This window comes from Rhizobium sp. X9, assembly GCF_018873185.1.
Lineage (GTDB): Bacteria > Pseudomonadota > Alphaproteobacteria > Rhizobiales > Rhizobiaceae > Agrobacterium > Agrobacterium oryzihabitans.
Genome location: NZ_CP071311.1, coordinates 579881 through 605501 on the forward strand (window position 1 = coordinate 579881; position 25621 = coordinate 605501).

Annotated in this window: 29 protein-coding genes; 16 read left to right on the forward strand and 13 right to left on the reverse strand. The window is 60.4% G+C overall.

Features of this window, described 5'->3' with window-relative positions; all coding sequences use genetic code 11:
* Positions 1–23: 23 nt before the first annotated feature.
* The 3 genes from JZY08_RS02760 to JZY08_RS02770 form a co-directional block, all read right to left on the reverse strand.
* Entirely contained in the window at positions 24–539 is a 516-nt protein-coding gene (locus JZY08_RS02760; protein ID WP_216330933.1) for a hypothetical protein, read from the reverse strand.
* 115 nt (positions 540–654) lie between these two features.
* Positions 655–954 carry a type II toxin-antitoxin system RelE/ParE family toxin gene (locus JZY08_RS02765; RefSeq protein WP_003494327.1) on the reverse strand — a complete coding sequence of 100 codons (300 nt, stop codon included), beginning with the start codon at positions 952–954 and terminating at the stop codon, positions 655–657.
* Positions 951–1223: a YlcI/YnfO family protein gene (locus JZY08_RS02770; protein ID WP_003494328.1), complete on the reverse strand. Its 273-nt coding sequence runs from the start codon at positions 1221–1223 to the stop codon at positions 951–953. Before JZY08_RS02770 ends, JZY08_RS02765 begins: the two co-directional genes overlap by 4 nt.
* Before the next feature lie 137 nt (positions 1224–1360).
* Here JZY08_RS02770 and JZY08_RS02775 point away from each other — a divergent pair, with 137 nt between their 5' ends.
* Entirely contained in the window at positions 1361–2704 is a 1344-nt protein-coding gene (locus JZY08_RS02775) for a chloride channel protein (RefSeq protein ID WP_003494329.1), read from the forward strand.
* 5 nt (positions 2705–2709) lie between these two features.
* Here the strand turns inward: JZY08_RS02775 and JZY08_RS02780 are convergent, their stop codons facing one another.
* Complete coding sequence (locus JZY08_RS02780) at positions 2710–3462, reverse strand: DUF3750 domain-containing protein (protein ID WP_216330934.1); 753 nt, start codon at positions 3460–3462, stop codon at positions 2710–2712.
* A gap of 73 nt (positions 3463–3535) precedes the next feature.
* Between JZY08_RS02780 and JZY08_RS02785 the strand changes: the two genes are divergently transcribed.
* Together JZY08_RS02785 and JZY08_RS02790 are read left to right on the forward strand one after the other, a co-directional pair.
* A complete protein-coding gene (locus JZY08_RS02785) occupies positions 3536–4534 on the forward strand; it encodes an asparaginase (protein ID WP_216330935.1) in 999 nt (332 codons plus the stop codon).
* Positions 4535–4674: 140 nt separating this feature from the next.
* A complete protein-coding gene (locus JZY08_RS02790) occupies positions 4675–5295 on the forward strand; it encodes a glutathione S-transferase family protein (RefSeq protein WP_003494332.1) in 621 nt (206 codons plus the stop codon).
* A 220-nt stretch (positions 5296–5515) separates the two neighbouring features.
* On the opposite strand, the gene JZY08_RS02795 is transcribed toward JZY08_RS02790, so the two are convergent.
* Positions 5516–6175: a glutathione S-transferase family protein gene (locus JZY08_RS02795; RefSeq protein ID WP_216330936.1), complete on the reverse strand. Its 660-nt coding sequence runs from the start codon at positions 6173–6175 to the stop codon at positions 5516–5518.
* Positions 6176–6258: 83 nt separating this feature from the next.
* The gene (locus JZY08_RS02800; RefSeq protein ID WP_003494334.1) at positions 6259–6774 is read right to left on the reverse strand and encodes a MarR family transcriptional regulator; all 516 of its coding nucleotides are present in this window, start codon (positions 6772–6774) and stop codon (positions 6259–6261) included.
* A gap of 140 nt (positions 6775–6914) precedes the next feature.
* Here JZY08_RS02800 and JZY08_RS02805 point away from each other — a divergent pair, with 140 nt between their 5' ends.
* Positions 6915–8447 (forward strand): MDR family MFS transporter, encoded by a 1533-nt coding sequence (locus JZY08_RS02805; RefSeq protein ID WP_216330937.1) that lies wholly within the window; start codon positions 6915–6917, stop codon positions 8445–8447.
* A gap of 44 nt (positions 8448–8491) precedes the next feature.
* Here JZY08_RS02805 and JZY08_RS02810 read toward each other — a convergent pair whose 3' ends face one another.
* Positions 8492–8785, reverse strand: a complete 294-nt coding sequence (locus JZY08_RS02810; protein ID WP_035242036.1) for an addiction module antidote protein — start codon at positions 8783–8785, stop codon at positions 8492–8494.
* A gap of 2 nt (positions 8786–8787) precedes the next feature.
* Positions 8788–9087 carry a type II toxin-antitoxin system RelE/ParE family toxin gene (locus tag JZY08_RS02815; RefSeq protein ID WP_082184620.1) on the reverse strand — a complete coding sequence of 100 codons (300 nt, stop codon included), beginning with the start codon at positions 9085–9087 and terminating at the stop codon, positions 8788–8790.
* Between the two features lie 237 nt (positions 9088–9324).
* Between JZY08_RS02815 and JZY08_RS02820 the strand changes: the two genes are divergently transcribed.
* The 3 genes from JZY08_RS02820 to JZY08_RS02830 all read left to right on the forward strand — a co-directional run bounded on the left by JZY08_RS02820 (position 9325) and on the right by JZY08_RS02830 (position 13190).
* Positions 9325–10341, forward strand: a complete 1017-nt coding sequence (locus tag JZY08_RS02820) for a ligase-associated DNA damage response exonuclease (RefSeq protein WP_216330938.1) — start codon at positions 9325–9327, stop codon at positions 10339–10341.
* Between the two features lies 1 nt (position 10342).
* Positions 10343–11968, forward strand: coding sequence for a cisplatin damage response ATP-dependent DNA ligase (locus JZY08_RS02825; protein WP_216330939.1), 1626 nt, complete (start codon positions 10343–10345; stop codon positions 11966–11968).
* A 253-nt stretch (positions 11969–12221) separates the two neighbouring features.
* Positions 12222–13190, forward strand: a complete 969-nt coding sequence (locus tag JZY08_RS02830; protein WP_216330940.1) for a S9 family peptidase — start codon at positions 12222–12224, stop codon at positions 13188–13190.
* Between the two features lie 76 nt (positions 13191–13266).
* Here JZY08_RS02830 and JZY08_RS02835 read toward each other — a convergent pair whose 3' ends face one another.
* A complete protein-coding gene (locus tag JZY08_RS02835) occupies positions 13267–15981 on the reverse strand; it encodes a heavy metal translocating P-type ATPase (protein WP_216330941.1) in 2715 nt (904 codons plus the stop codon).
* Positions 15982–16148: 167 nt separating this feature from the next.
* Between JZY08_RS02835 and JZY08_RS02840 the strand changes: the two genes are divergently transcribed.
* Both JZY08_RS02840 and JZY08_RS02845 read left to right on the forward strand, forming a co-directional pair.
* On the forward strand, positions 16149–17081 hold the full coding sequence (locus JZY08_RS02840; protein WP_216330942.1) for a L,D-transpeptidase: 933 nt from the start codon (positions 16149–16151) through the stop codon (positions 17079–17081).
* 158 nt (positions 17082–17239) lie between these two features.
* Positions 17240–17965 (forward strand): L,D-transpeptidase, encoded by a 726-nt coding sequence (locus JZY08_RS02845; RefSeq protein WP_003494344.1) that lies wholly within the window; start codon positions 17240–17242, stop codon positions 17963–17965.
* A 55-nt stretch (positions 17966–18020) separates the two neighbouring features.
* Here the strand turns inward: JZY08_RS02845 and JZY08_RS02850 are convergent, their stop codons facing one another.
* Positions 18021–18479, reverse strand: a complete 459-nt coding sequence (locus JZY08_RS02850; RefSeq protein WP_003494345.1) for a MarR family winged helix-turn-helix transcriptional regulator — start codon at positions 18477–18479, stop codon at positions 18021–18023.
* Positions 18480–18673: 194 nt separating this feature from the next.
* Between JZY08_RS02850 and JZY08_RS02855 the strand changes: the two genes are divergently transcribed.
* The 3 genes from JZY08_RS02855 to JZY08_RS02865 all read left to right on the forward strand — a co-directional run bounded on the left by JZY08_RS02855 (position 18674) and on the right by JZY08_RS02865 (position 20458).
* Positions 18674–19096, forward strand: a complete 423-nt coding sequence (locus JZY08_RS02855; RefSeq protein ID WP_003511906.1) for an organic hydroperoxide resistance protein — start codon at positions 18674–18676, stop codon at positions 19094–19096.
* A gap of 257 nt (positions 19097–19353) precedes the next feature.
* Complete coding sequence (locus JZY08_RS02860) at positions 19354–19737, forward strand: MbcA/ParS/Xre antitoxin family protein (RefSeq protein WP_003494347.1); 384 nt, start codon at positions 19354–19356, stop codon at positions 19735–19737.
* Positions 19697–20458 (forward strand): RES family NAD+ phosphorylase, encoded by a 762-nt coding sequence (locus tag JZY08_RS02865; RefSeq protein ID WP_216330943.1) that lies wholly within the window; start codon positions 19697–19699, stop codon positions 20456–20458. The genes JZY08_RS02860 and JZY08_RS02865 overlap by 41 nt, the downstream gene beginning before the upstream one ends.
* 198 nt (positions 20459–20656) lie before the next feature.
* Here the strand turns inward: JZY08_RS02865 and JZY08_RS02870 are convergent, their stop codons facing one another.
* Positions 20657–21079 carry a YciI family protein gene (locus tag JZY08_RS02870; protein WP_216330944.1) on the reverse strand — a complete coding sequence of 141 codons (423 nt, stop codon included), beginning with the start codon at positions 21077–21079 and terminating at the stop codon, positions 20657–20659.
* 101 nt (positions 21080–21180) lie between these two features.
* A complete protein-coding gene (locus JZY08_RS02875; protein ID WP_082183902.1) occupies positions 21181–21627 on the reverse strand; it encodes a MarR family winged helix-turn-helix transcriptional regulator in 447 nt (148 codons plus the stop codon).
* Here JZY08_RS02875 and JZY08_RS02880 point away from each other — a divergent pair.
* The 4 genes from JZY08_RS02880 (at position 21594) to JZY08_RS02895 (ending at position 23901) form a co-directional block, all read left to right on the forward strand.
* Positions 21594–21752, forward strand: coding sequence for a hypothetical protein (locus tag JZY08_RS02880; RefSeq protein ID WP_164055981.1), 159 nt, complete (start codon positions 21594–21596; stop codon positions 21750–21752). The two genes, JZY08_RS02875 and JZY08_RS02880, sit on opposite strands and share 34 nt — an antisense overlap.
* Before the next feature lie 25 nt (positions 21753–21777).
* Positions 21778–22506 carry a thioredoxin family protein gene (locus tag JZY08_RS02885; RefSeq protein ID WP_003494353.1) on the forward strand — a complete coding sequence of 243 codons (729 nt, stop codon included), beginning with the start codon at positions 21778–21780 and terminating at the stop codon, positions 22504–22506.
* A 26-nt stretch (positions 22507–22532) separates the two neighbouring features.
* Positions 22533–23027 carry a DUF1579 domain-containing protein gene (locus JZY08_RS02890; RefSeq protein WP_137037254.1) on the forward strand — a complete coding sequence of 165 codons (495 nt, stop codon included), beginning with the start codon at positions 22533–22535 and terminating at the stop codon, positions 23025–23027.
* Between the two features lie 94 nt (positions 23028–23121).
* A complete protein-coding gene (locus JZY08_RS02895) occupies positions 23122–23901 on the forward strand; it encodes a VOC family protein (RefSeq protein WP_216330945.1) in 780 nt (259 codons plus the stop codon).
* A gap of 58 nt (positions 23902–23959) precedes the next feature.
* On the opposite strand, the gene JZY08_RS02900 is transcribed toward JZY08_RS02895, so the two are convergent.
* Positions 23960–25474 (reverse strand): ABC-F family ATP-binding cassette domain-containing protein, encoded by a 1515-nt coding sequence (locus tag JZY08_RS02900; protein WP_216330946.1) that lies wholly within the window; start codon positions 25472–25474, stop codon positions 23960–23962.
* Positions 25475–25621 lie beyond the last annotated feature (147 nt).

Here is a 25621-nt window from a genome sequence, read left to right on the forward strand (position 1 = left end):
TTTTGTTTGATATTGAGCTGAGATTACGATTTTCGCCGCCCGAATATCTGGAAAGGGCGTAGTTGTTCAGGGGCCTTGGGTTTATTGATCTGTTCCGGTGAAGCCATCGTCATTAGAGCGGCGTACAAATCGAATTTTTCTGATGGAGTGGGGAGTTGGGGTGCAAAGGGATTCGGATTTAGCTTTCCCATCATTCCATCGTGCACAAAGCGCATAATATCTAGTATCGCAAGATTAAGAGCTTCACCGGCATATTTTGCCGACAAGTCACGCAATGCCTCGAACAGAAAATCTGCCCTGCCCTGAATATTCGATCCGAATGGAACGAAACCGATTCCGCTATTGCGTAGTGCCGCTTTCGCGTTTTCTGCCGCTGCATTCAGTGCTGCGACAGTGCGCGGATCCGTGAACAGCAATATCTTGTTGCCACGCGAATCAATGTGGATACCGGCATTCTTTAAAATCGGCGCGGTGGTTGAATTTTGAAAAAGAACAGCCGGGAAAAGTAGTTCCACTTGTGTATCGTAATTTAGTGTCATTTGAAATTCCATTTATAGTTTACTCGAAAAATAAATCGAATTTATAAACGGATATTGAATGAATGTATTTAATATATAATGAGATTTACTTCTCCGTAGTGAATTTTTCTGACGATTAATGGTAATCGTCTTCGCGCTGGTGGCGGATGGCAAGGATGGAAACTGTTTCCGCATCTTCGATTTGAATGAGGGCAATGTAACCGGATGATCCGAACGGAATGAGCAGTTCCCGTAGGAGCGCATTCTCACCCGGCGTTTTGCGTGAGGCGAAGGGAAACTCGCTCAGTCCCTCTACGGTGGCAATGATCCGATCGACGGCTTTTTCCGCCGTCGAAAAATCCTTTTCAAGAAGAAAATTGTATAGCCTTGTTATGTCTGCTCGAGCTGCGATTGTGTAGCGGAGCTTGAATGTCACTTGCTACGCTCGGCTTTTTTAGCCGCGAGCATCGCCCGCAGTTCGGCGTGGACCTCTTCCGCGGAATAAAAAATCCCCGTACGTTTGGATTCCTCAAGCGACGCCAACCCACGCGCAATAAATTCCGCCTGCGACTTGCGGATCTCCACCTGCCGGCGCACGGAATCCTCAACGAAGGATGAAAGCGTCTCGCCGTCTTTCAGCACGCTTTCCGCCGCCTCGCGAAAATCCGCTGTCACCCGCAGCGAAGGAAGTGTTGCCGTTTTCATGGATCGTCTCCTTGCGTTGCAATTGCGATGCGAAGCTTCGATCACGAACCGCGCAAAGTCAAACGCAAAACTTGCAATCAGTGCCCGGGAGGCCGATAAACGGGCATCCCGCCTACCAAAGACTGATCTGGACCGCCATGCCCGCCGACTACAAAAAGCTGAAGATGCTTCGCCGTTCCCGTGTTGTCTGGGGATCGTGGCGGGTGTGGAAGCCAAGAGCCGTATTCTGGTTTGGCGCGCTTACGGTAGGCATCATCAGCGTCGGGTTCGCATGGGCGGCGGATCGCGCCCAGCATCTTTTCTTCACCGCCACCTCTTCCGGCGAATGGTCGTTCCTGTTGCCGCTCGTCATAACGCCGCTCGGCTTCACGCTTTGCGCCTGGCTGGCATTGACGGTTTTTCCCAATGCAGGCGGCAGCGGCATCCCGCAGGCCATCGCTGCGCGGCACCTGCGAGACGATGCGGATCGCTCGCGGCTTCTGTCGCTGAAACTCGCCTTCGGCAAGGTGGTGCTGACGGTTGCTGGTCTTTTGTCCGGTGCCTCCATCGGCCGTGAGGGCCCGACCGTTCAGGTGGGTGCCTCGATCATGCTGCAGGCCGCGCGCTGGGGCGGCATGGCGCAGGCGAAAGGCCTCATCCTTGCGGGATCGGCGGCGGGCATTGCGGCCGCCTTCAACACGCCGCTCGCGGGCATCGTCTTCGCCATTGAGGAAATGAGCAAGACCTACGAATCCCGTGCCAACGGTCTTGTCCTCACCGCCGTCATCCTGTCGGGTCTTGCCTCGCTGGCGCTGGTTGGAAGCTATACCTATTTCGGTGCGAGTTCGGTACTCGCTGAAACGGTGAAGGACTGGCTTCTGGTGGTGATCTGCGGCATTGGCGGCGGTGCGTTCGGCGCGCTTTTCAGCGCCGGGGCACTGCGCCTTTCCGCCCGCATCCGCCGCTTTGCGCAGACCATGCCATTGAAGCGGATGCTTGCGGTTGCCGCCGCCTGCGGTCTTGCCTCCGCTATTATCGGCATTGCAACGGGTGGCGCGACCTTCGGAACGGGCTACGAACAGGCGCGTGCGGCGATCGAGGGTCAGGCTGCGCCAACCTTCTTCTTTATCGAAAAGCTGGCTGCGACTTTCCTCGCGATGATGTCGGGTATTCCCGGCGGTATTTTCGCGCCGTCACTGTCGGTGGGCGCGGGCTTTGGCAGCACCATGGCCAATTTACTTGGCACCAGCATCGGCCTCGGCGCCATTGTCGGCATGGCGGGATATTTTGCGGGCGTCGTGCAGGCGCCGATGACGGCTTTCGTCATCATCCTCGAAATGACCGGTAATCATGAGGGGGTCATTCCCATCATGGCCGCTTCGATGCTGGGATATCTGACGTCCCGCCTGTTTTCCCGCGAGCCGCTCTATCACGGCCTGTCGCGCGTTTTCATCGCGCAGGTCATCCGCGCAAGAAGGGCAGGTCATACCTCCGATGCCTGATGGCGTCAGATGCGGGTATCCGCCACCCCGAAATAACCCAGCCCCGGTATCTTCACGCCGGGCCGGCTGAAATCCACACCCGCAACCAGACCGAGGAAATTGACCTCGAAGCCGCTGCGCGCGCCTGCGGAAATGCCGAACAACCCGCCAAGCGAAAGGCTCGCATCCTTCCAGTCATCGGCGACATGATAAAAAGCGCCGTTCGGCAGATAGTCACGGCCAACCGCGTCGGGCGGCAATACCACTCCCAGTTCCGGCACGCTGCGCAGCACATGGGCAACGAAGGTGTTGGAGTTGGGGCCAGGATAGATGCGGTATCCGCCCGGTTTGCCATAGGGGTAATCGGCAATCGCCTTTTCGATCTTCGGGATCAGCTTTTCCGCCTCTGCGCCATGGATGGCGACGACCTGACGCGGGGTGTTGGAATACCAGAAGGCATCCGCCGCATAGCCGTTGCGGCGGATCGGCGTGCCCCAGCCCACCTTGTCGTAGCGGTCATAAGCCGTCGCGCCCGGCTTTTTCAGCACGATCCAGGCGTGGCTGGCAACGGAGCCCTTGAAGCCGCCGGTCATGGCGGAGAACACATAGACCGCGGCCTCACCGTCGGCGTCGGCTTGCGGAAGGGCGCCGGAGGATGACCAGCGGGCATCACGCCAGCCCTGCGGATGCTCCCGCATGGCCCACAAACCGGCTGAGGCCAGTGCGGGAAGCAGATAGATAACGGCAATCGCCAGCAGCAGACGTTTTGCAAATTTCACTGATAGCCCCGTGCATCGGAAAATCGATCGCGCTATCAACGGCATGAAATCAGAATTTTTTGAGGCTGCGAACATGAACAATTCCGTTACCGTCGAAGTCACCCGTGGAAACCTTGTCGAAAGCCGCCATCAGGGCCTTGCCGTGGTGGTGGATGGCGATGGCGGCGTGCTGTTTTCGGCTGGCGATATCGAGCGCGGCATCTTCCCGCGTTCCGCCTGCAAGGCCATGCAGGCCCTGCCGCTGGTGGAAAGCGGTGCTGCGGACGCCTATGGTTTCGGCAGCCGTGAACTGGCGCTTGCCTGCTCCTCCCATTCCGGCGAAGACGACCATGCGGAGCTTGCCGCCTCCATGCTTGCCAGGGCAGGGAGGGATGTCGATACGCTGGAATGCGGCGCGCACTGGTCTTCCGATCAGAAAACCATCATTCATCAGGCCCGCACGCTGGAAAAGCCGACGGCGCTTCACAATAATTGTTCCGGCAAGCATTCCGGCTTCATCTGCGCCTGCTGCCACACGGGCACCGATCCCAAGGGCTATGTCGGCTACGATCACCCCCTGCAGCGGGAAATCCGCGCGACGATGGAAAGCCTGACGGGGGCGGCGATCGACCATGACAATTGCGGCGTGGATGGCTGTTCGATCCCCACCTATGCCGTACCGCTGAAGGGGCTGGCGCATGGTTTTGCCAAAATGGTAACGGGCAGGGGGCTGGACGAGGGACGTGCCAAGGCCTCCCGCCGCCTCGTCGAGGCCTGCATGGCGGAACCGTTTTATGTGGCGGGCACCGGCCGCGCCTGCACGAAGCTGATGCAGATCGCACCGGGAAAGATTTTCGCCAAGACCGGCGCCGAAGGCGTCTTCGTCGCGGCGCTGCCGGAGCAGGGCGTCGCGATCGCGGTAAAATGCGAGGACGGCACGACACGCGCGGCCGAAGCGATGATCTCGGCATTGCTCGCCCGCCATTTTGAGGAAGGCAGCGCCGAGCAGCAGGCCTTGCTGGGTATGGCGAACCGGCAGATGCGCAACTGGAACGGCATTCATGTCGGCGATATCCGCGTTGTCGGCCTTTAGAAATAACCTTTGACGCGACCGGTTGCCGGCACGATGATGGCTGGCCCTTGCGCGTGGCAGCCATCCCGTGGCTGCCGGCAGGGGCCGGCGTCCGCACACGAGGAGGTGGGCGCCCTCATTGCTTTGGAGGTCGCATATCCATGTTCACACTGTTTTTCTCCCCCGGCTCCTGCTCGCGCGCCAGCCATATCGTGCTTGAGGAATCCGGCCTGCCTTACACGGCCCACCGCGTCAATTTCGCAGATGGCGAGCAACGCTCCGAGGCATTCCTGAAAATCAATCCGAAAGGCCGCGTGCCGGCGCTCGCCACGGCAAGCGGGGTGTTGACCGAAACGCCCGCCATTCTCGCCTTCATCGCCCAGATGGCCCCGGAAAAGAAACTCGCACCACTCGACGATCCCTTCGAGTTTGCCCTGATGCAATCCTTCAACGCCTTCATTTCGTCCACGGTGCATGTCGCCCATGCGCATGGCCGGCGCGGCAGCCGCTGGGCGAGTGAGGACAGTTCTCTGGCGGATATGAAGGCGAAGGTGCCGCAAACCATGACCGACTGCTTCGAGCTGATCGAGCACGGCATGCTGCATGGCCCATGGGTTCTGGGCACGGCCTATTCGGTCGCCGACCCCTATCTCTTCGTCATGTCCGGCTGGCTGGAAAGCGACGGCGTGGATATTGCCCGCTTCCCGAAGGTGCATGATCACTTCCGCCGCATGAACGAGCGGCCTGCGGTTCAGAAGGCGCTGGCGAGTGAGAAGGGGTGAAGCCTCAATGCGCCCAAGGGACCCCGGCTGGTGCCCTCATCCCTGTGCTTGTCACAGGGATCCAGCCAGCCCAAGTCCTTGGGCTGAAAGACTCTTCCCGCCGCGCAGACGCACGTCGGCTGGATTCCTGTGACAAGTACAGGAATGAGGGGCGAAAGAGATGCGCGTCGGCTCAAGGCCGGAACGAGGGAGGTGCGGGAGGAGGAAGAACGCCTTCTGCTCAAGCCGCCTCGGCGGCCCGGCTGTCCCACATCGTCTTGAAGGCCGTGCGGGCCTGGCAGCGGCCCAGCCAGCTTTTTACCGCCGGATGGGCGTCGAACAGCGGCTGGTGACCCTGCGCATAACGGACTATTTCCGCCGCATTGAGATCGGCGACGGTGAAACGGTCACCCACCAGATAATCATGATTGGAAAGATGCTGTTCCAGCACCCGGAAAGGGCGCTTCAAGAGGCGCGCGGCGACATCGATGACCGCCCTGCCGGCATCGCCTTCCGAGAGCCCTTCGGCCACGGCCGAAGAAATCTTCAGCGAATTGGCTTCGACTTCGGTCGCGGCGAAAAAGGACCATTGCAGCATCGCCGCATCTTCCTTCAGATCGATGGGGGCGAGCGGCCCGCCATATTTGCGGGCGAGATAAAGATTGATGGCCATGGATTCGTAAAGCACCATGCCGTCATCCTCGATGCAGGGAATGGTGCCCATCGGGTTGACGGCGAGAAAGGCGGGAGACAGCGTGTTGAGCGGTGCGTCGGTCGCCAGCGGATCGGCAAGGCGGCGGGCCTGTATCACCGGCACATGCTTGAATTCTATGCCCAGTTCCCCCGCAAGCCAGAGCGTGCGCGTGGCGCGGGAACGGTAGACACCGTAAATCGTCAACATCGAAATTTACCCCTTGAACCAGTTCGGTGACGGCACGTTACGGTTTCACTGTTTTAAAGTGAAGTTGCAGATCGCTGGGTCAACTATGATTTTTTCTGATCCGTCAGGAAGTCCGTATCCGGCGACAGACGATACTCGAAACGGTCGATGAAGCGTTCGAACAGACGTGCGAATGTCTCGACATCCTCGTCCGCCCATCCATCCATCACATCCTTGATAACGCTCATCTTGGTCCTGCGCATTTCCTGCAGCAGGCTGGTGCCGAGCGGTGTGATCTCGACGATACTGCGACGGGCATCCTCCTGCGAGACGCCGCGTTTCAACAGGCCGCGCCCGACCATATCCGCCACCACGCGGCTGCCGCGCGAGGGGTCGATGCGCATGCCCTCGGCAATGGCGCCAACGGTAACATCGCCGTCCGCGCGGCGCAGGATGTCGAGGACGTCGATATGGGAGAGTTCGAGACCGGGAGCGAGCTTGGCCAGCGCCATGCGGCCGATGATGCGGCGTCCGATCATGATGCGCATGCGCGTCATCGTATTACCGATACGCCTGATGTCATCAGGCAGATCCTCGTTCCAGTCTTCCTCAGTCGCCACGCTTCATCGTCCCTTTCGATGCTGTTTCCGATCACATTTAGTGGCATTAGCATAGATGTCAAAAACTTGCCATTGACATATATATGCTAATAGCACACAAATTGTCGCAGCAAAACCGCCGGAAGCCAACGAGATTTTTCATGGATATGTCTACCGCCCCCGTGGCGCCGCTTGTGTCGGATCACCGGCGCAGGCTCATCGTCTTTCTGTTTCTGATGCTGGCCATGTTCATGGCGACACTCGACAACCAGATCGTATCGACAGCACTCCCCACCATCGTCGGCGAATTCGGCGCGCTGGAGCGTTTCGGCTGGATCGGCTCGGCCTATCTTCTGGCCACCAGCGCGGTCATGCCTGTTTATGGCAAGCTGGGCGATCTGTTCGGACGAAAATACGTGATGATTGCGGCGGTCATCATCTTCACGCTCGGTTCGCTCGCCTGCGGGCTGGCCTGGTCGATGGATAGCCTGATCGCGGCCCGCGTGCTTCAGGGCCTCGGCGGCGGCGGCATCATGGTGTCGATCTTCTCCGTCAATGCGGATCTGTTCGAACCGCGCGAAAGAGCCCGCTACCAGAGTTATTCCAGCCTCACCATCATGGCCTCCGGCAGCGTCGGGCCTATCCTCGGCGGCACGATGAGTGATCTGTTCGGCTGGCGGTCGATCTTCCTCATCAACCTGCCGCTCGGGCTGATCGTCATCACCGGCCTGATTTTCCTGCTGCCTTACCGCCGCCCCGCGCGCCAGCCGAAGATCGATTATCTCGGCGCCGTGCTGCTGGCAGCGACAATTGCCAGCGTCGTCTTCTGGGCCGACAGCAGCGAATTGTTCGGCTCGCTCATTGCCGGTCCAAGCCTCGGCATCATCGCCTTCGCCGTCATCGCCGCCTTCCTCTGGGTGCAGGTGGAGCGCCGCGCGCCGGAACCCGTGGTGCCGCTCAGGCTCTTCAAGGACAGCACCTTCCCGCTGTTGATGATCGTTTCACTGACCAGCGGCGGCATCGGCATCGGCATGGTGAATTATTATGCCCTGTTCCTGCAGACCACCACCGGGCTTTCCCCCTCCCATGCCGGGCTGTTCTTCATCGCGGTCACCGGCGGCATCGTCATGGGCTCGCTATCGGCCGGGCGGCTGATCTCGATCACCGGCGTCTACAAGCCGTTTTCGGTGGCAGGTCTGACGATCAACCTTCTCGCCATGCTCTGCTTTACGCAGGTGCATGCCGGCACGCCGCTGGTGCTGATCGGCGCGCTGATGCTGGTGCAAGGTTTCGCCGTCGGTCTTGGCCAGCAGGCGCCCATCATCGGCGTACAGAATTCCGCGCCAAAGGCGGATATCGGTGCCGCAAGCGGCGCGGTGACCCTGACCCGCATGGGTGGTGCTGCCATCGCCATCTCGGTCTATGGCGCAATTGTCACCTCCAGCCTCAAGGGCGTTGCCGTCACCATTCCGGGTGTCGGCAGGATCGAGGAGTTGACGCCGAAGATGCTGTCCGAACTGCCCGCGGCATCCCAGACAGCGGTTGCAGCCCTTTATTCGGATGCCTTTACCCCGCTGTTCTTCGCAGCCGCCGCAACCGCCGCCATCGGCCTTGCTGCTGCACTGATGCTGAAGCCGGTGCGGCTACCCTCGGCGACACCGGCGGCGAAGCCGGCGGAGAGTGTGGGGGAGTAGGGGCGGGACTTTTGCCTGGACAAGAAAATCGTTGAATGCGGGCTTTACGCGGCATTCAACGATTTTTCGACGGCCAGACGGAAGCCCAGCGCATGCATGACTTTCTGCACTGTTTCGTAGCGAAGCTTCGAGCCTGGCTTTAGAGCCTTGTAGAGGCTTTCCCGGCCGAGACCCGAAACATCCGCAATGTGAGACATTCCGCGAGCCCTGGCGACTGCGCCAAGGGCGGCAATGAAGACATCCGGGTTTTCATCTTCCATCGCTACGGCCAGATATTCGATCATGGTTTCATCGCTGTCGAGGTAGTCTGACACATCAAATTTGCTGAATTCCGTCATGGTCATTTCTTTCCAATTGTTTGCGCCATGTCGATCGCAAGCTTTATGTCCCGCTTCTGGGACGACTTGTCCCCGCCGATCAGAAGGAAATAAACTTTTTTGCCAATGCGGGTGAAATAGACCCGATACCCCGGACCGTAATGGATGCGCATTTCGGAAACGCCGCCACCTACCGGCTCGCAATCGCCGAAATTTCCATGCTTGGCAGCGGTAAGACGGTGAAGAATCCGCACCTTTCCAGTGCGATCCTTTAAAGCCTTCAGCCATTCGTCGAACTCCGCCGATCTCTCGAAACTGTTCATCATAAAAAGTATCCGAGTGGATACAATTTAGCAAGCGCAAATCCCATGACTGTCCTCCAACCGGCCGTGCGCTGGTATCGCGCCTGCGAACTTCGCACCGCAACTCGATACAGCCCCGGCTCAAAGCCAAAATGACAGTGGGGTGACGGCAAAACAAAAACACCCACGCTGGAAATTTAACGCCCGTTCCGCGTTATGCTCGCAGCACTTTACATTCGCGCGGGCGGCCCTATCTCAATGAATATGAAGCCGGAACAGCTCCTGAACTCCACGCCCAAGGGCCTTTATTGCCCGCCGGGCGATTTTTATATCGACCCTGTGCGCCCGGTGGCGCGCGCGTTGATAACCCACGGCCATTCCGATCATGCCCGCGCCGGCCACGGGTCCGTGCTGGCCACCCGCCAAACGCTTGATATCATGCGCATCCGTTATGGCGAGGATTTCTGCGGCAGCGAACAGGCGGTCGCATTCGGCGAGACGGTGGAGGTGAACGGCGTCACCGTCGGTTTCCATCCCGCCGGCCATGTGCTGGGTTCGGCGCAAATCTCGGTGGAAATGAACGGCATGCGCATCGTCGCCTCCGGCGATTACAAGCGCGGTATCGACCCCACCTGTACGCCCTTCGAAACGGTGCCGTGCGACGTGTTCATCACCGAGGCTACCTTCGGGTTGCCGGTGTTTCACCATCCGCTGCCGCGGGTGGAAATCGGCAAGCTGCTGACCTCCATCAGGCAGTTTCCCGAGCGCACCCACCTGGTCGGGGCCTATTCGCTCGGCAAGGCGCAGCGCGTCATCAGGCTCTTGCGCGATAATGGTTACGCCGACCCCATTTATATCCACGGCGTGCTGGCGCGGCTTTGCGATTATTACGTTTCGCAAGGCATCGATCTCGGCGACCTTAGGCCCGCCACGCTCGAAAAAAGCGATCCCGCAGCCTTCAAGGGCGCCATCGTCGTCGGCCCGCCATCGGCCTTCCAGGAACGCTGGGCGCGGCGCTTCAACGAGCCGCTGATCGCCTTCGCTTCCGGCTGGATGATGGTGCGGCAACGGGCAAAACAGGGCGGCGTGGAACTGCCGCTGGTCATATCGGACCATTGCGACTGGCCGGAATTGCTGGAAACCATCAGGGAAATTGGCCCGCAGGCCGTTTGGGTCACCCACGGGCGCGAAGAGGCGCTGGTGCGCTGGTGCGAGTTGCAGGGCATTGCCGCCAAGCCCCTTCATCTTGTCGGTTACGAAGACGAGGGGGATTGAGATGAAAGCCTTCGCCACCCTTCTCGACCGCCTTGTCCTCACCCCGTCGCGCAACGGCAAGCTGAAGCTGTTGACCGATTATTTCCGCGATACGCCCGATCCCGACCGGGGGTACGGACTGGCGGCGATTGCCGGCACGCTCGACCTTAAAAGCGTCAAACCCGCCATGCTGCGCGAGCTGGTGCTGGAGCGGATGGACGAGGTGCTGTTCCGCTATTCCTATGATTATGTCGGCGATCTCGCCGAGACCATATCGCTGGTCTGGGGCAATATCGGCGGTGCTAATGATTCCGAGGCGCAGGATCCGCGTCTCGGCGACGTCGTGACGCTGATGAATTCGCTCGGCCGTACCGAGGTGCGCGGCGCCGTGCGCGATCTGCTCGACCGGCTCGATACATCCTCGCGTTTCGCCTTCCTAAAACTCGCCACCGGCAGCCTGCGCATCGGCGTTTCGGCGCGGCTGGCCCGACAGGCGCTGGCGGATTTCGCCGGGAAAGACATAACCGAAATCGAAACCCTCTGGCACGGGCTGACACCGCCCTATACGCCGCTTTTCGCCTGGCTGGAGGGCAAGTCAGAGCGGCCGGTGCTGGCGACGCCTGCCATCTTCCATTCGGTGATGTTGGCGACACCGGTTGCGGACGGCGATCTCGATGCGCTGGACCCGGCCGACTACGCCGCCGAATGGAAATGGGACGGCATTCGCGTGCAATTGTCCCGCGCCGGCGCCACGCGAAAACTCTATTCCCGTTCCGGCGACGATATTTCCGGCGCCTTTCCCGATGTGCTGGAGGCGATTGATTTCGAAGGCGTGATGGATGGCGAATTGCTGATTGGCGGCACGGCCCGGTCCAACAATCTCACCCGCACCTTTTCAGACCTGCAGCAGCGTCTGAACCGCAAGACGGTAACGGCCAAGATGCAGGATGATTATCCGGCCTTCATCCGCGCCTATGACCTGTTGTTCGATGGCGAGAGCGACATTCGCGCGCAGACTTATCTGCAACGCCGGGGCCGCCTTTCGGATATCATCGAAAACGCGCCACATGACCGTTTCGACCTCTCGCCACTCATCGGCTTTTCAAGTTGGACGGAACTCGACACGCTGCGTGCCGCCCCGCCCGATCCTGTCATCGAGGGGGTGATGATAAAGCGCCGCGACAGCGTCTATCAGGCCGGCCGCGCCAAGGGGCCGTGGTTCAAGTGGAAGCGCGATCCCTATAATATCGACGCCGTGATGATGTATGCGCAGCGCGGCCACGGCAAACGCTCGAGCTATTATTCCGATTTCACCTTCGGCGTCTGGGCGGAAGGCGAGGATGGCGAACAGCTTGTGCCTGTCGGAAAGGCCTATTTCGGTTTCACCGATGCGGAACTTGAAGTGCTGGACAAGTTCGTGCGCGATAATACCGTCGAACGTTTCGGCCCGGTGCGCGCGGTGCGCGCCACGCCGGATTTCGGTTTCGTGCTGGAGGTGGCCTTCGAGGGCATCAACCGCTCCACCCGCCACAAATCCGGCGTCGCCATGCGGTTTCCGCGCATTGCGCGGCTCAGGGCCGACAAGCTGCCGGCGGAGGCGGATCGCCTGTCGACACTGATCGCGATGATCGATGGCGTGGAAGGGTAGGGTGCCTCCGCTACCTCCCTCGTCCCCGTGCTCGTCACAGGCATCCTGCCAGCCCAAGTCCCTGGGCTGACAGGGCACTTTCCGCCGCGCCGACTGGATTCCTGTGACAGGCACTGGAATGAGGGGATGTTTTGTCCATAAATTGCCACGATGCCTGCGAATACATTGTTGTCATTCGCGAATCCGTGATTGGACAGTCTGTCGCCGCAGTGCTGAACTGCTAATATTCTCATTCCCGCCCTCAGGTGCACATATGGCAGAAAAACGCTTTCTTTCCTCACCCTTCGGACAGGAAGAAAGCGGCGTGATCTGCCCGAGCCTGACGCGGCGCGGCCTGCTTGTCGGCGCGATGGGCGCCTCAGTCGCAGCGGTTTTGCCGCCAGGCGCAAGGGCGGCGGGCTTTTCCGCCCCCGAAATCCTGCCGCTCGAAAGACAGGACTATGCGGATGCCCGCCGACGGTTCCACACCCATCTGCTGCGCAAGATGCCCGCACCGGAAAAATCCGCTGCCCTTGGAACGCCGCCGGGTGCCGAACGGGTGACCTATCGTGGCGGGCCGGATGGCTCGATCGAGCTGGTTGCCTGGCTCTCCCACTATCAGCCGTCGAAGGTGGAAAGGCCGGCCGTGCTATTCCTGCACGGCGGCAACGCCACGGGTGACGGTCACTGGGCGCTGATGAAGCCCTATTGGGAGGCCGGTTTCGTGGTGCTTCTGCCTTCTTTCCGGGGTGAGAACGGCCAGAACGGCAATTATTCCGGTTTCTATGACGAAACGGCGGATGCGCTGGCGGCGGCGACCTATCTGGAAAACCTGCCGGGCATCGACAAAAAGCGGTTCTTCATCGCCGGCCATTCCAATGGCGGCACGTTGACACTGCTCGCCGCCATGAGCCGAAAGTTTCGCGCGGCCGCGCCCATGTCTGCGGGCGTCAATTCATGGCGCTATTTCAACCGCTATTCGGACGAGATCTGTTTTGACGAAACCGACGAGCGCGAATTCATCATGCGCTCCTCGGTGTGCTTCGGCCCCAGCCTCAAATGTCCGGCACTGCTGCTGCGTGGTGACGAAGAGCGGCCATTCGATGCCGACCACCAGCTTTTCGTCGATCGCGCTTTGTCATCGGGTTTCAAGGTCGATAAAAAACTGCTGCCCGGAACCCACAATGGCGTAGTCCCGGGCGCAGTGGCGGAAAGCATCAGGTTCTTCAACGAATTCGCTTGAAAAGAAATCTGGCTGGAAGGGTATGACGGAAGCAGGGGACGTCGCAAAACGCCCCCGCACTCCAAACGCTAGCTTGTCAGGCGCTCTTCTTGAAGTAGCCCAGCAGCCGCATGGCATTGGCGGTGACGAGAACCGTCGCGCCGGTATCGGCAAAGACCGCAAGCCACAGGCCGGAGAGGCCGGTAACGGTCGTCACCAGAAACACTGCCTTCAGACCAAGCGCAATCGTCACGTTCTGGCGGATATTCGCCATCGTGGCGCGCGAAAGGCCGATGAGGCGGGCGGCGTCGCCGACATTGTTGCGCATCAGCGCCGCATCCGCCGCTTCCATCGCCACATCCGTGCCCGAGCCGATGGCGACACCGACGCTGGCGGCGGCAAGCGCCGGCGCATCGTTGATGCCGTCACCCACCATCACCACGGTCTTTTGGGCCGCCAGCTTGCGGATTTCCTCGACCTTGTTCTGCGGCAGGAGTTCGCCGCGCGCTTCAAGGCCGAGCTTGTTGCCGATGGCACGCGCCGTGCGGGCATTGTCACCCGACAGCATCAGCGAGGAAATGCCCATGTCCTTCAGCGCCTTGACACCTTCAGCCGCATCCTTGCGCGGTTCGTCGCGCATGGCGAAGAGGCCGCTTGCGGTTCCGCCAGCCATCACGACAGCCACGGTCTTGCCTTCGCTTTCCAGTGCGGAAATGCGATCGGCCAGTTCCTTCGAGAGGGTGCCGACTTCGGTTGCAAAGCGCGGCGCGCCGATGAACAGGTCCTTTCCGCCGACAGTGCCCTGCATGCCGCGACCGGAAATCGCCTTGATGTTGGAGCCGGGCAGAGGCTTCACGCCGGCCTTTTCGGCATGGTTGACGATGGCCCGCGCCAGCGGATGGCTCGATTCATGCTCGATGGTTGCGGCTTGCGCAATCAGCGTGTTCTCGTCGCCGTCAAGCGCCACAACATCCGTCACCACAGGTTCGCCGAGCGTCAACGTGCCCGTCTTGTCGAAGGCGACGGTTTCGGTGCGTGCCAGCATCTCGATAACTGCGCCGCCCTTCACCAGCATGCCGTGGCGTGCCGCAGCCGAAAGGCTGGAGGCGATGGCCGCGGGAACGGAGATGACGAGCGCGCAGGGGCAGCCGATCAGAAGCAAGGCGAGACCGCGATAGATCCAGGTGTCCCAGTCACCAAGGCCGGCAAGCGGCGGCACGATGATGGTGAGCACGGAGATCGCGACGATCAGCGGCATGTAATAACGTGAGAAGTTCTGGATGAAGCGCTCGGTGGGCGCGCGCGCATCCTGCGCTTCCTCGACAAGCGTGATGATGCGGGCAATGGTGTTGTCTTCCGGTGCGCGGTCGACGCGAATGCGCAGCGAACCGTCATGGTTGATCGAACCGGCAAAGACGCGCGCGCCCTTTTCCTTGGCGACCGGAATGCTCTCGCCGGTCATCGGCGATTCATCGACGCTCGATTCACCTTCCATCACCACGCCATCGGCGGCGATACGGTCGCCCGGGCGCGCGACGACCACCTGGCCGATGCGCACCTGATCGGCGGCGACCTGACGCAACGCGCCGTTTTCCTCCACCAGTGCCGTTTTCGGCAGCAGCGAACCGAGGGCCTTGATGCCCGAACGGGCGCGAGCGGCCGCAAAGCCTTCCAGCAATTCACCGACGGAGAACAGGAGCACGACGATGGCCGCCTCTTCCGCCTCGCCGATGAAGATCGCGCCTATGGCGGCGATGGTCATCAGCATCTCGATGGTGAAGATCGCGCCGAAACGCGCAGCGTTGAAGGCGTTGCGTGCAATGGGGAACAGCGTGACCAGCGTTGCGATGATGAAGGCGTAGCTGCCCCATGACGGGAAGCTGAGTTCCGCCGCATAGGCGACCGCCACAAGCAGGGTGCCGGTGAAGGTGTTGCGGGCCTTTGCGGTGCGCCACCAGACGCCTTTTTCATCCGCGCCGTGGGCGTGGCCGACTTCAGCGCTCTGGGTTGCCGTCGCCGTCTGCGCCTTGTCATGCGAATGACCGGCGTGATCATGGTCGTGGCCGCCGCAATTGGCGTGGTCGTGGTCCGAATGATCGTGTGCTGAATGATCATGGCCCGAGTGATCATGGCCCGAGTGATCATGATTGTGATCATGGCCGCTGCAGGACCCGTGGTCATGCCCGTGATCGTCGACTTTTTCGCGCGCGGACTTTTCCTGCGGCAGCAGGGCGGGCTTGAAACCGAGCTTGCGCAGCGTGTCCTCGATTTTTTCGACCGGTGTTTTGCTCTCGGCGAGAGAGAGATTCAGCCTTTCGCGTGCAACGGACACTTTGACATCGGCAACGCCGGGCAGGCGCGAAAGCGCGGTTTCGATCTTGGCTGCACAGCTGCCGCAATCCATGCCGCCAACCGAAAAGATCAGGGCATTGTTCTGCTCGACGCTGGGTGCTGCCTCGGCAGGGTGGTGACCGCCGCACGATGAATGGTCGTGATCATTCCCATGATCGTGGGCGTGCTCATGATGTTCCGCCGCGGCCTTTTCGCGGGGAGCCTTGTCCTGCGGCAGCAGAGCGGGTTTGAAACCGAGCTTGCGGAGCGTGTCCTCGATTTTTTCGACCGAGGTCTTGTTGTCGGCCAGCGACAGGTTCAGCCTTTCGCGGGCAACGGACACCTTCACGTCGGCAACGCCGGGCAGGCGGGAAAGCGCGGTCTCGATCTTTGCCGCGCAGCTGCCGCAGTCCATGCCACCGACCGTAAAGGTCAGATCCTCCGATTGCCCGTTCAGATTGCCGCGTGTCGAAATATTCATGATTTCCGCTCCTGAATTCTATCCGACAGCCAATCTGGCACCTCTAGCAACTAGAGGTTCAAGAGCAAAAATGCATTTTCTCGATTTTTTTTGAAAGGCTCACACCAGCCTCGCGCCAGCCGCGCGGTGCATCATGCCGCCACAGTTGGTTCCATGAAGCGGTTCAGATGACAGCACTCCTATTGAAAAACTGCCGCCGGGCGGCCTCTCTGGCGGGCCTTGCGGCTCTGCCCCTGTTGAGCGGCTGCCTTTTCGTGACGGATACGAGCCGGATGAACCCGGACGTCTTCGTGCAGGAAACGGCGCCCGTCTTCAATTTCAATTCCGTAAGCTCCAATCGCCAGCCGGAACTGCCGCCGCAGCCGGGCCAGCTTTCCACGCGCCCGCCGGACCTGTTCAGAACCCGCTTCCATCAGGAATATGGCCCGCCGGTGCGCGGGCAGGGCCTTAACGCACCGCAGGTGCAAGGTATGAACGCGCCGCGGGCCGGGAGCCAGGGCGCGCCGCTCGCACCCGACCGGATGGCGACCTATGGCCTGCCGGTCTCCAACCCGCTGCACCGCGTGATGTATGGGCCGATCCGCGATGATGACCGTTCCTTGCCGGCCATTCCCTATGGCCGCATCGATCCGCGCTATTTGAGGCAAGAGGTGAGTTACCAGACGGCGGAAGCGCCGGGCACCATCATCGTCGATACGAAACAGCATTTTCTTTACCTGGTGCAATCCGGCGGCAAGGCCATCCGTTACGGTGTCGGCCTTGGACGTGACGGTTACGCCTGGTCGGGCCGCGGCAAAATCCAGTGGAAGGCGAAGTGGCCGCGCTGGACACCGCCCGACGAAATGGTGAAGCGCCAGCCGGAACTCACTTCCATTTCCGCCGCCAATGGCGGCATGACGCCGGGTCTCAACAATCCGCTTGGCGCCCGTGCGCTTTATATTTTCAAGGACGGCAAGGACACGCTTTACCGCGTACACGGCACGCCTGACTGGCAGTCCGTCGGCAAGGCGACCTCGTCCGGCTGCGTGCGCATGCTCAATCAGGACGTGATCGACCTCTATGAGCGCGTGCCGCAGGGCGCGCAGATTGTGGTTATCTGACCACGTTCTGAAAGAAAGCGCTGTGCCGCGCCGTCGCTCAAACGCCTTGTGACTGGCTTTTAGCGGTCGGTTAACTATTTTCGCAATACGCCTGAGACGTGGAACAAACGACGTACAACGGCGATATAGCCGTTCGCAATGTGGGACAAACCGGACTTATGACGAGCACCGACACAGATCTTTCCAGACGTACCTTTCTCTCCCTTCTCGGCATTTCCTCCGCTTCGCTTCTGGCAGGCTGCGCCTCGTCGGGCACGGGAGACGCCATCCGCCAGCAGGCAAGCGCCATCGGCAGCGATTTCCGCCAGATGTTCTCGCCGGGCGTCAGCGATGCGGAACTGGCCGTCATGTACGGCTCCGTCGAGGATGGCGGTTACGTCATTCCAGCCGTACCCTATCAGAAAATCGACCGGCGTTATTATCGCCAGCGGGTCGTCGACCCGACCGGCGAGCGCCCCGGCACCGTCGTTGTGGATACGCGCTCGCGCTTCCTCTATGTCGTGGAGCAGGGCGGCAGCGCCATGCGCTACGGCGTCGGCATCGGCCGCGACGGTTTCGCCTGGTCGGGTGAAGGCGTCATCCAGTGGCGTCAGAAATGGCCGAAATGGACCCCGCCGGATGAAATGGTCGCCCGCCAGCCGGAACTGGTCAAATATTCGTCCAAGAATGGCGGCATGCCGCCGGGCCTGAAGAACCCGCTCGGCGCGCGCGCCCTCTATATCTTCCAGAACGGCAAGGACACGCTTTACCGTCTGCACGGTTCGCCGGAATGGAACTCCATCGGCAAGGCCGTCTCTTCGGGTTGCGTGCGCCTGATGAACCAGGATGTCATCGACCTTTACGACCGCGTGCCGCAGAAGGCGCGTGTGGTGGTCTGGCAGTAAGCCGATACTCAATCGCATAAAAAGGCGGCCATGTGCCGCCTTTGTTTTTTGGGGATTATGGTCGCGCCAGGCTATCCTTCAGCGCATTCACCCGATCCCGCAGCTGCGCCAGCTCCTCCAGCCCGCAACCGGTGGCGCCGCCAATGGCCGCCATGATCTTCACGCCCTCTTTTTTGAGGTCGGCGCCCTTCGTCGTCAGGGCCACCAGCACCTGCCGCTCATCCACCGTGCCGCGTTTGCGGGTAATCAGCCCTGCATGTTCCAGCCTCTTCAGCAGCGGCGAAAGCGTGCCCGAATCAAGCCCCAGCATTTCGCCGAGCGCCTTGACGGTGGAGGTCTCTTTTTCCCAAAGCGCCATCATGACCAGATATTGCGGATAGGTCAGCCCGATCGGGTCTAGCAGCGGTTTATAGGCCCGCGTGAAGGCATGTGCCGCGCCATAAAGGGCAAAGCATATCTGCTGGTCCAGCCTCAACAGGCTTTCCATCTTGGTGTTATCGCCCTCTACGCCCATTGTTTTGCTCCAAAAATCAACCGGGAAGGGAACAATCGGCCCCGGCTTTCGGTTCCTGCCGCATGGATGCGCGACGAAATTTCGTGAAAATTATCGCAAAAAACAATTTCGCATTCAATGTGCAAAATTATATTGCGCACAATTTAATTGTTCGCTATAAGAGCTTCAACACCAACCCGAAGGGAGTAAATGCCATGCCTATTCTCTACACGACCAAAGCATCCGCCACCGGTGGCCGCGCCGGCAACGCCAAGTCGGAAGACGGCGTTCTCGACGTCACGCTGACTGTTCCGAAGGAACTGGGCGGCGATGGCGCCCGTGGCACCAATCCGGAGCAGCTTTTTGCTGCCGGTTATTCGGCCTGCTTCCTCGGCGCCTTGAAGGCTGTCGCTGGCAAGCAGAAGGTAAAGATTCCTGAAGACACGACTGTGACGGCAACTGTCGGCATCGGCCCGCGCGAAGACGGCACCGGCTTCGGCATCGAAGTGTCGCTGAAGGTCAACATTCCCGGTCTGGAGCGCGAAAAGGCAGAGGAACTGGTTGCCGCCGCCCATATCGTCTGCCCCTACAGCCACGCCATGCGCACCTCCACGGAAGTGCCCGTTTCGGTAGCCTGATTTGTCAGGCTTGAAATCCGGGGCCGGGTGATTCCGGCTGCGGATGAGGAGCGAAACTCGCAGCACCCGCGACGTCATCCTCGGGCTTGACCCGAGGATCCATCGGTCTCGGTGGGTATGGATCCTCGGGTCAAGCCCGAGGATGACAGAGGCGAGATTTCGCGCCTCCGTCGGCAACGCGTGGGCCGGGTTCATCCCGGCCTTCTTGTTTTCAGAAAGAAGCATGCTATATTCTTTCTGAGGAAAGGATTTGTGCCATGAATATTCACGCCAAGACCGCCAGTGATCCTGCATCGCAGGGCAGGGTCGTTACCAAGGCCGTCATCGCCGCTGCCGAGCGGCTGGGCCTGAACGCCGCCCGCACGGCGGATATTCTCGGCGTTTCCGCGCCCACGGTGTCGCGCATGAAACGGCTCGATTTCCTGCTGGAGCCGGGCGCAAAGTCCTTCGAGCTTGCGGTGCTGCTGATCCGGGTGTTTCGTTCGCTGGACGCCATCGCCGGCGGCGATGAGGCGGTCGCGAAAAACTGGCTGCGCAATCACAATACGGCGCTTGATGCCGTGCCTGCCGACAGACTCACCACCATTACCGGATTGATCGATGTCCTCTCCTATCTGGACGCCCGACGCGCTCCTGTCTGAAAAACGCACCGCATCGGGAAAATACTGGCGGCTGGTGGAGGCGCAGCATCAGGTTTCCACCATGAAGCTGGTGGACACGGTGGAGGAGCAGTCGCTGCTGGAAGATATTCTGGAGGCGAGCAAGAGGCCGTTTCCACCGGAATGTGCCGGTTTCGACTATCTTCTCGCCACCCCCTTCCGTTATGGCGCTGCCTATCCGCACGGCTCGCGTTTCCGCCGGGCAGGGTTTACCGAAGGCGTTTATTACGCCGCCGCCAGGGTGGAAACGGCACTGGCGGAAATGGCCTTCTACCGGCTGCTGTTCTATGCGGAATCCCCCGGCACGCCGTTACCCGCCAATCCCGCCGACTATTCCGCCTTTGCCGCCCGTGTCGCGACTGATGCGGCGCTTGATCTGACGAAGCCGAAACTGAGCCGGGACGAAGCGCACTGGACCGACCTGCAGAATTACGAACCCTGCCAGGCGCTTGCCGAGCAGGCGCGGCTGGCAAAGATCGAGGCCATACTTTACCGCTCGGTGCGCGATCCCGCAGGCGGCCTCAACATCGCGATCCTGTCGCTCAGGGCCTTCGCCGCAAAAGCGCCGGTGGAACGGATGAGCTGGCGCATTCACCTGTCCAAAACAGGGGTGCAGGCGCTCTGCGAATTTCCGATGCGCAGAACGGGTTTTTCAGTTTCGGATTTTGCCGGTGATCCGCGTCTGGCGGGTCTGTTGGGTTGATTCTCGTCTGTTAGGCAGGACGTCTCCGCCTGTTTCTTCTCCCCGCCGGGGAGAAGGTGGCCCGAAGGGTCGGATGAGGGGGCAACGGCAGCGATATGCCGAGAGCTTGCCCCCTCATCCCGCTGCCGCGACCTTCTCCCCCTCGGGGAGAAGGCGAAAAGCCGCGTCCGCTCGTTTTATTTGGAAGCCTTGGCGGCCTTACTGCTTCGCCACACGCGCACGCAACTCCTCCACATGCGCAGCGATTTCCGGTGTCACCGCATCGCCGAAATCTTCCATTTCGAACATCGGGCGGATTTCGATCTCGCTCTTTTCCAGCATCGGGTTCGGGCAGCGTTTCACCCATTCCACCGCCTCGTCCATGTCCTTCACCTGCCAGAGCCAGAAGCCGGCAACCAGTTCGTTGGTGTGCGGGAAGGGGCCGTCGATCACGCTCCGGCTGTCGCCATCAAAAACGATCCTTTTGCCCTTCGAGGAGGGGTGCAGGCCGTCGCCGGAAAGCATGATGCCGGCATTGACCAGTTCCTCGTTGAATTTTCCCATTTCCTCCATCAGCTCGGTCGTCGGCATGACGCCATCTTCGCTGCTTTTGGTTGCCTTTACAAAAACGATGACACGCATTGTCTTTCCTCCTTGGTTGCGTCTTCCCGATAGTTTCGCCGTTCGTCGCGACGGCCCGATGACATTTTCGGCGACAAAAGTGGCGATATGCCGCCTTCGTGTCAGCCGAGGTCGATGAGATCGCGGCGCAGCCGGTCGGGGTCGCCGCTGCCGATGCGGGCTTCGATTTCGGCATGGGTCTGTTCCCAGATGGGGAAGGCGGCGGCGAGCACGGCCATGCCATCGGCCGTCAGCCGCAGGCGCTTGCCGCGCCTGTCCCTGGGGTCCTGCTCGATGCTGACCAGCCCGCGCCGCTCCAGCGGCTTCAGCGCCGCCGTCAGCGTCGTGCGGTCCATAGCCAGAAGGTTGGCGACCGGCCCCATCGGCGGCGGTTCCGGCCGGTTGAGCGACATCAGCAGCGAAAACTGGCCATTGTTGATGCCGACAGGCTTCAGCGCGTTGTCGAACAGCCGCGCAAGCGCCCGTGCCGCACGCTGCGCATGCAGGCAGAGACAGGCGTCCCGCACGAAAAGAGTTGCTGAAAAAGGAATTACGCTGGCGTTTGACATGGGATAAATATGTTGATATCAACCTAATTAGTCAAGCGGAACTTGATGCCCCGCTGATGGTTTTATTGACTTTCAATGCAGAAATAGGCGGCGCGCTGCGTGGGAGCGGAGTGGTGCCGTGGTGAAAGACGGATCCAAGGAGGAAAGATCATGTCTCATCCCGTTGTTTCGAATGAGGAGTGGATTGCGGCCCGCCGCGACCTGCTGGTGAAGGAAAAGGAACTGACCCGCGCCCGTGACAGGCTGAACGAAGCGCGGCGCGCATTGCCCTGGGAAGAGGTGACGAAGGAGTATATCTTCGATGCACCTTCCGGCCCGAAATCGCTGAAGGAACTCTTTGGCACCTGCAGCCAGCTCATCGTCTATCACTTCATGCTGGCGCCCGACTGGGAGGAGGGATGCACCGGCTGTTCCTTTTTCGCCGACCATGTCGACGGTGCGATGGTTCACCTGAAGCACGGCGATGCGGCCTTCGTCGCGGTCTCCCGCGCGCCGCTCGAGAAGATTGAAGGCTACAGACATCGCATGGGCTGGAAGTTTCCGTGGGTTTCGGCTGACGGCAGCGACTTCAACTATGATTATCAGGCCTCCTTCCGCGATGAGGATATCGAGAGCGGGGCTATCACCTATAATTACCGTGAAATTGAGCCTATGGGCGACCTGAAGGACCTGCACGGTGTCAGTGTTTTCGCCAAGGGCGAGGACGGCAAAATCTACCATACCTATTCCGCCTATGCCCGAGGCATGGAACAGGCGCTCGGCACGCTGATGCTGCTCGATCTGGTGCCAAAAGGCCGTAACGAAGACGGGGTAATGGATTGGGTGCGTCGGCACGATCAATATGAGGACGAGCCGAAAGCCGCATCCTGCTGCCACTGAAAACAGACAGACGAGGAGGACACAAGATGGAAATGGAAATCGCCAAACCGCAGAAGGAACATGAATTCCTGAAGAGGATTGTCGGAGACTGGGTCATGACCTCCAGTTCCGGCCATGAGGGATATGATCCTGATGATCCGAACCAGCAATTCAACGAGACCGTCCGCTCCATTGGCGGGCTGTGGATCATTGGCGACGGCACCGGCAAGATGCCTGACGGAACGGAGATGACGGCCGTCATTACGGTGGGTTTCGACCCGGCCAAGGGCAATTTCGTCGGCACCTGGGTGGGGTCGATGATGACCAATCTCTGGGTCTACAAAGGCTGGCTGGAAGATGACGGCAAGACCCTGACGCTGGAAGCGGAAGGGCCTGCCTTTGACGGTTCCGGCCGCATCGACACCTATCACGATGTACTGGTGCTGCATGACGACAACCACCGCAGCTTTTCCGGCAGCGTCAAGCAGCCGGATGGCACCTTCAAAACCTTCATGACGTCGGAATTCCGGCGCAAGGCATAAAGCGCCGCCGGAATTCATCCGAACCCGAAGCGCCGCCGCATTCCGCGGCGGATGATCGCTAAAAATTCGCACCAAGATCTCCGGAGGAGACAAAATGTCCGATACACACGGAAAATTCATATGGGTCGAATTGATGACGCCTGACATGGAAGCGGCCGCCCGCTTCTATGGCCATGCCATCGGCTGGCAGACCAAGGATTTCGGTTCGCCGGAAATGCCCTATCTCGTGCTGGAAGCCGACGGCAAAGGCATGGGCGGCATCATGGAGCTGACCGAGGAACATAAAGGGCAGGGCATTCCGCCGAACTGGACCGGTTATGTCTCCGTGGACGACGTCGATGCCTCGGCCAGGCAGTTTGAGGAAAAGGGCGGCTCCATCATGCGCCAGCCGCAGGACATCCCGGAAATCGGCCGGTTTGCGGTGGTGGCCGATCCCTATGGTGCGGTTATCTGCATCATGACGCCGCTGCCGATGGAGAGCGGCGGTTTTCCCGAGGACATGCAGAGCAAGCAGGGGCATGTCGGCTGGTACGAACTGATGACGGGCGATGTGGATGGAGCGACCGCCTTTTACGGCGACGTCTTCGGCTGGACCAAGGACCATGATTTCGACATGGGCGAAATGGGCCCGTATCGCATCTTCGCCCATAACGGCAAAGCCATTGGCGGCATGATGAAACGCATGCCGCAGGCACCCGTCTGTTATTGGGGTTATTACTTCAATGTCGACGGTATCGATGACGCCGTCACCCGCATCAGCACCGGCGGCGGCAAGGTCGTCAACGGCCCGATGGAAGTGCCCGGCGAGAGCTGGATCGTCAATTGCCAGGACCCGCAGGGCGCGTTCTTCTCGCTGGTTTCGCAGAAGAAATGACGGTTAGTACCCCTCCCGCCGCGAAACCGGCGGGAGGGGGTGGCCCATTCGAGGGCCATTACGCCGAGGCGAAAAACGCTTCCGGATCGTCGACTTCCACCAGCTTCCGCTTGTCTATCAGCCAGAAACGGGTCCCGACCGCCCGCACGAAACTTCTGTCGTGCGAGATGAGGACGCAGCTGGCTTCATGGCCGGTAATCTCCGCCTCCAGCGCTTCCTGCCCTTCAATGTCCAGATGGTTGGTGGGCTCGTCCAGCAGGTAGAAATTCGGTTCCGTCAGCCGCAGCGCCAGCATGGCAAGCCGGGCCTTCTGCCCGCCGGAAAGCGTTGCGATGCGGCGTTTCTGCATTTCCATGTCGATGCCGACACCCGCAAGCAGGCCGCGCACCCGCTGGTCGCCAATGTCGAAAAGGCGCGTCATGAGTGCAAAGGCTGTGCTGTCGTCGTCGATTTCCGCAAGCGACTGATCGACATATCCGGCCACCAGCGATGGCGTCGCCTTTATGCCTTCGCGTATCTGCTCGGCATCGGTCACCGCTTCTTTCAGAAGCGAGATCAGCCGCGTCTTGCCGACGCCGTTGCGGCCGAGAATGACGATGCGGTCGCCCTGGCGGATAAATTGCCGGCCGGTGCGAAACAGCACTGTTCCATCCGGTGTCGAAACGGGGATATCTTCCAGCGTAATCAGGACTTTGGCGTGGGTGCCGCGATTGGAAAGCTGGATTTTGCCGGCCGATCGCTCACTATGCGCCGGCCGCGCTTTCTCCTCCAGCTTTTCGGCGCGCTGGCGCAACTGCTTGGTCTTGATGGTCAGAAGATCGCTGCCGGAATTGATGCCGATATTGTTGAGCTTCGCCGCCTGCCGGCGCAATTGCTGCACAGTTTTCATGTCGCGCTGGAAGCGTCGCTCATCGGCCGCATCCTCCTCGGCGAGTGCCGCACGCGCGTGGCTATAGGGCAGGCGGAAGAGCGCCGAATTTTCCGGCCGCAGAAACAGCGTGGTTCTCGTGACATTGTCGAGGAAGGCGCGGTCATGGCTGACGATGACGACCGCCGTATCGCGCGGCAGCTGCCCCAGCCAGTTTTCCAGTACGTTGATTTTTTCGAGATCGAGATGGTTGGTCGGCTCGTCGAGCAAAAGGACATCCGGCTCGGTGATCCAGGCCCGCTCCAGCATGGCAAGCCTCTGCCAGCCGCCGCTCAGCTCTTTCAAAAGGCGCTGACGATAAGGCTCCGGCACCATCATGGCGTCGAAAATAATATCGGCGCGCCAGCTCTCATTGTCGATCGCCTCCGCCGGCAGGGCGGAAAGCACGGCGTCCCGCATCGTCTGTTCCAGAAGCGCCGAAGGCAGGTGCTGATGGACGATGGACTGCGTCAGCCCGCGCAGCCGGGTAATATCGCCATTGGTGGCGTCCAGTTCACCGGCAAGGCAATTGAGCAGTGTGGATTTGCCGCAACCATTCGCGGCCACGATGCCAATGCGGTCTCCCGCATTCACGGTGAGGCTGAGATTGGAAAAAAGCGGCTTGCCCAGAATGATTCCGAGATTTCGAAGCGTAATAAGGGTCATGAAGTCGTCTCTGGCAAAACGGACCGGCGACGAACCGTGCGCTGCGAAATGCTGCACGGGGTTTCGGCTCGGGGTGATCCGTCGTGAAAACATGCGCAACCGCAGACAAGCTGCTTCCTGCGCGGCCTTTTGGGCAAACCAGAGTGT

Excerpts from the sequence above, each read along its gene's own strand:
- JZY08_RS02855 (WP_003511906.1), top strand. The coding sequence starts at position 18,674 with ATGCCTATTCTCTACACGACCAAAGCATCCGCCACCGGTGGCCGCGCC.
- JZY08_RS02805 (WP_216330937.1), top strand. The coding sequence starts at position 6,915 with ATGGATATGTCTACCGCCCCCGTGGCGCCGCTTGTGTCGGATCACCGG.
- JZY08_RS02890 (WP_137037254.1), top strand. The coding sequence starts at position 22,533 with ATGGAAATGGAAATCGCCAAACCGCAGAAGGAACATGAATTCCTGAAG.
- JZY08_RS02845 (WP_003494344.1), top strand. The coding sequence starts at position 17,240 with ATGACGAGCACCGACACAGATCTTTCCAGACGTACCTTTCTCTCCCTT.
- JZY08_RS02785 (WP_216330935.1), top strand. The coding sequence starts at position 3,536 with ATGAACAATTCCGTTACCGTCGAAGTCACCCGTGGAAACCTTGTCGAA.
- JZY08_RS02875 (WP_082183902.1), bottom strand. The coding sequence starts at position 21,627 with ATGTCAAACGCCAGCGTAATTCCTTTTTCAGCAACTCTTTTCGTGCGG.
- JZY08_RS02885 (WP_003494353.1), top strand. The coding sequence starts at position 21,778 with ATGTCTCATCCCGTTGTTTCGAATGAGGAGTGGATTGCGGCCCGCCGC.
- JZY08_RS02870 (WP_216330944.1), bottom strand. The coding sequence starts at position 21,079 with ATGCGTGTCATCGTTTTTGTAAAGGCAACCAAAAGCAGCGAAGATGGC.
- JZY08_RS02820 (WP_216330938.1), top strand. The coding sequence starts at position 9,325 with ATGAATATGAAGCCGGAACAGCTCCTGAACTCCACGCCCAAGGGCCTT.
- JZY08_RS02830 (WP_216330940.1), top strand. The coding sequence starts at position 12,222 with ATGGCAGAAAAACGCTTTCTTTCCTCACCCTTCGGACAGGAAGAAAGC.
- JZY08_RS02810 (WP_035242036.1), bottom strand. The coding sequence starts at position 8,785 with ATGACGGAATTCAGCAAATTTGATGTGTCAGACTACCTCGACAGCGAT.
- JZY08_RS02815 (WP_082184620.1), bottom strand. The coding sequence starts at position 9,087 with ATGAACAGTTTCGAGAGATCGGCGGAGTTCGACGAATGGCTGAAGGCT.
- JZY08_RS02865 (WP_216330943.1), top strand. The coding sequence starts at position 19,697 with ATGTCCTCTCCTATCTGGACGCCCGACGCGCTCCTGTCTGAAAAACGC.
- JZY08_RS02760 (WP_216330933.1), bottom strand. The coding sequence starts at position 539 with ATGACACTAAATTACGATACACAAGTGGAACTACTTTTCCCGGCTGTT.
- JZY08_RS02795 (WP_216330936.1), bottom strand. The coding sequence starts at position 6,175 with ATGTTGACGATTTACGGTGTCTACCGTTCCCGCGCCACGCGCACGCTC.
- JZY08_RS02775 (WP_003494329.1), top strand. The coding sequence starts at position 1,361 with ATGCCCGCCGACTACAAAAAGCTGAAGATGCTTCGCCGTTCCCGTGTT.
- JZY08_RS02900 (WP_216330946.1), bottom strand. The coding sequence starts at position 25,474 with ATGACCCTTATTACGCTTCGAAATCTCGGAATCATTCTGGGCAAGCCG.
- JZY08_RS02850 (WP_003494345.1), bottom strand. The coding sequence starts at position 18,479 with ATGGGCGTAGAGGGCGATAACACCAAGATGGAAAGCCTGTTGAGGCTG.
- JZY08_RS02860 (WP_003494347.1), top strand. The coding sequence starts at position 19,354 with ATGAATATTCACGCCAAGACCGCCAGTGATCCTGCATCGCAGGGCAGG.
- JZY08_RS02770 (WP_003494328.1), bottom strand. The coding sequence starts at position 1,223 with ATGAAAACGGCAACACTTCCTTCGCTGCGGGTGACAGCGGATTTTCGC.
- JZY08_RS02835 (WP_216330941.1), bottom strand. The coding sequence starts at position 15,981 with ATGAATATTTCGACACGCGGCAATCTGAACGGGCAATCGGAGGATCTG.
- JZY08_RS02840 (WP_216330942.1), top strand. The coding sequence starts at position 16,149 with ATGACAGCACTCCTATTGAAAAACTGCCGCCGGGCGGCCTCTCTGGCG.
- JZY08_RS02895 (WP_216330945.1), top strand. The coding sequence starts at position 23,122 with ATGTCCGATACACACGGAAAATTCATATGGGTCGAATTGATGACGCCT.
- JZY08_RS02790 (WP_003494332.1), top strand. The coding sequence starts at position 4,675 with ATGTTCACACTGTTTTTCTCCCCCGGCTCCTGCTCGCGCGCCAGCCAT.
- JZY08_RS02825 (WP_216330939.1), top strand. The coding sequence starts at position 10,343 with ATGAAAGCCTTCGCCACCCTTCTCGACCGCCTTGTCCTCACCCCGTCG.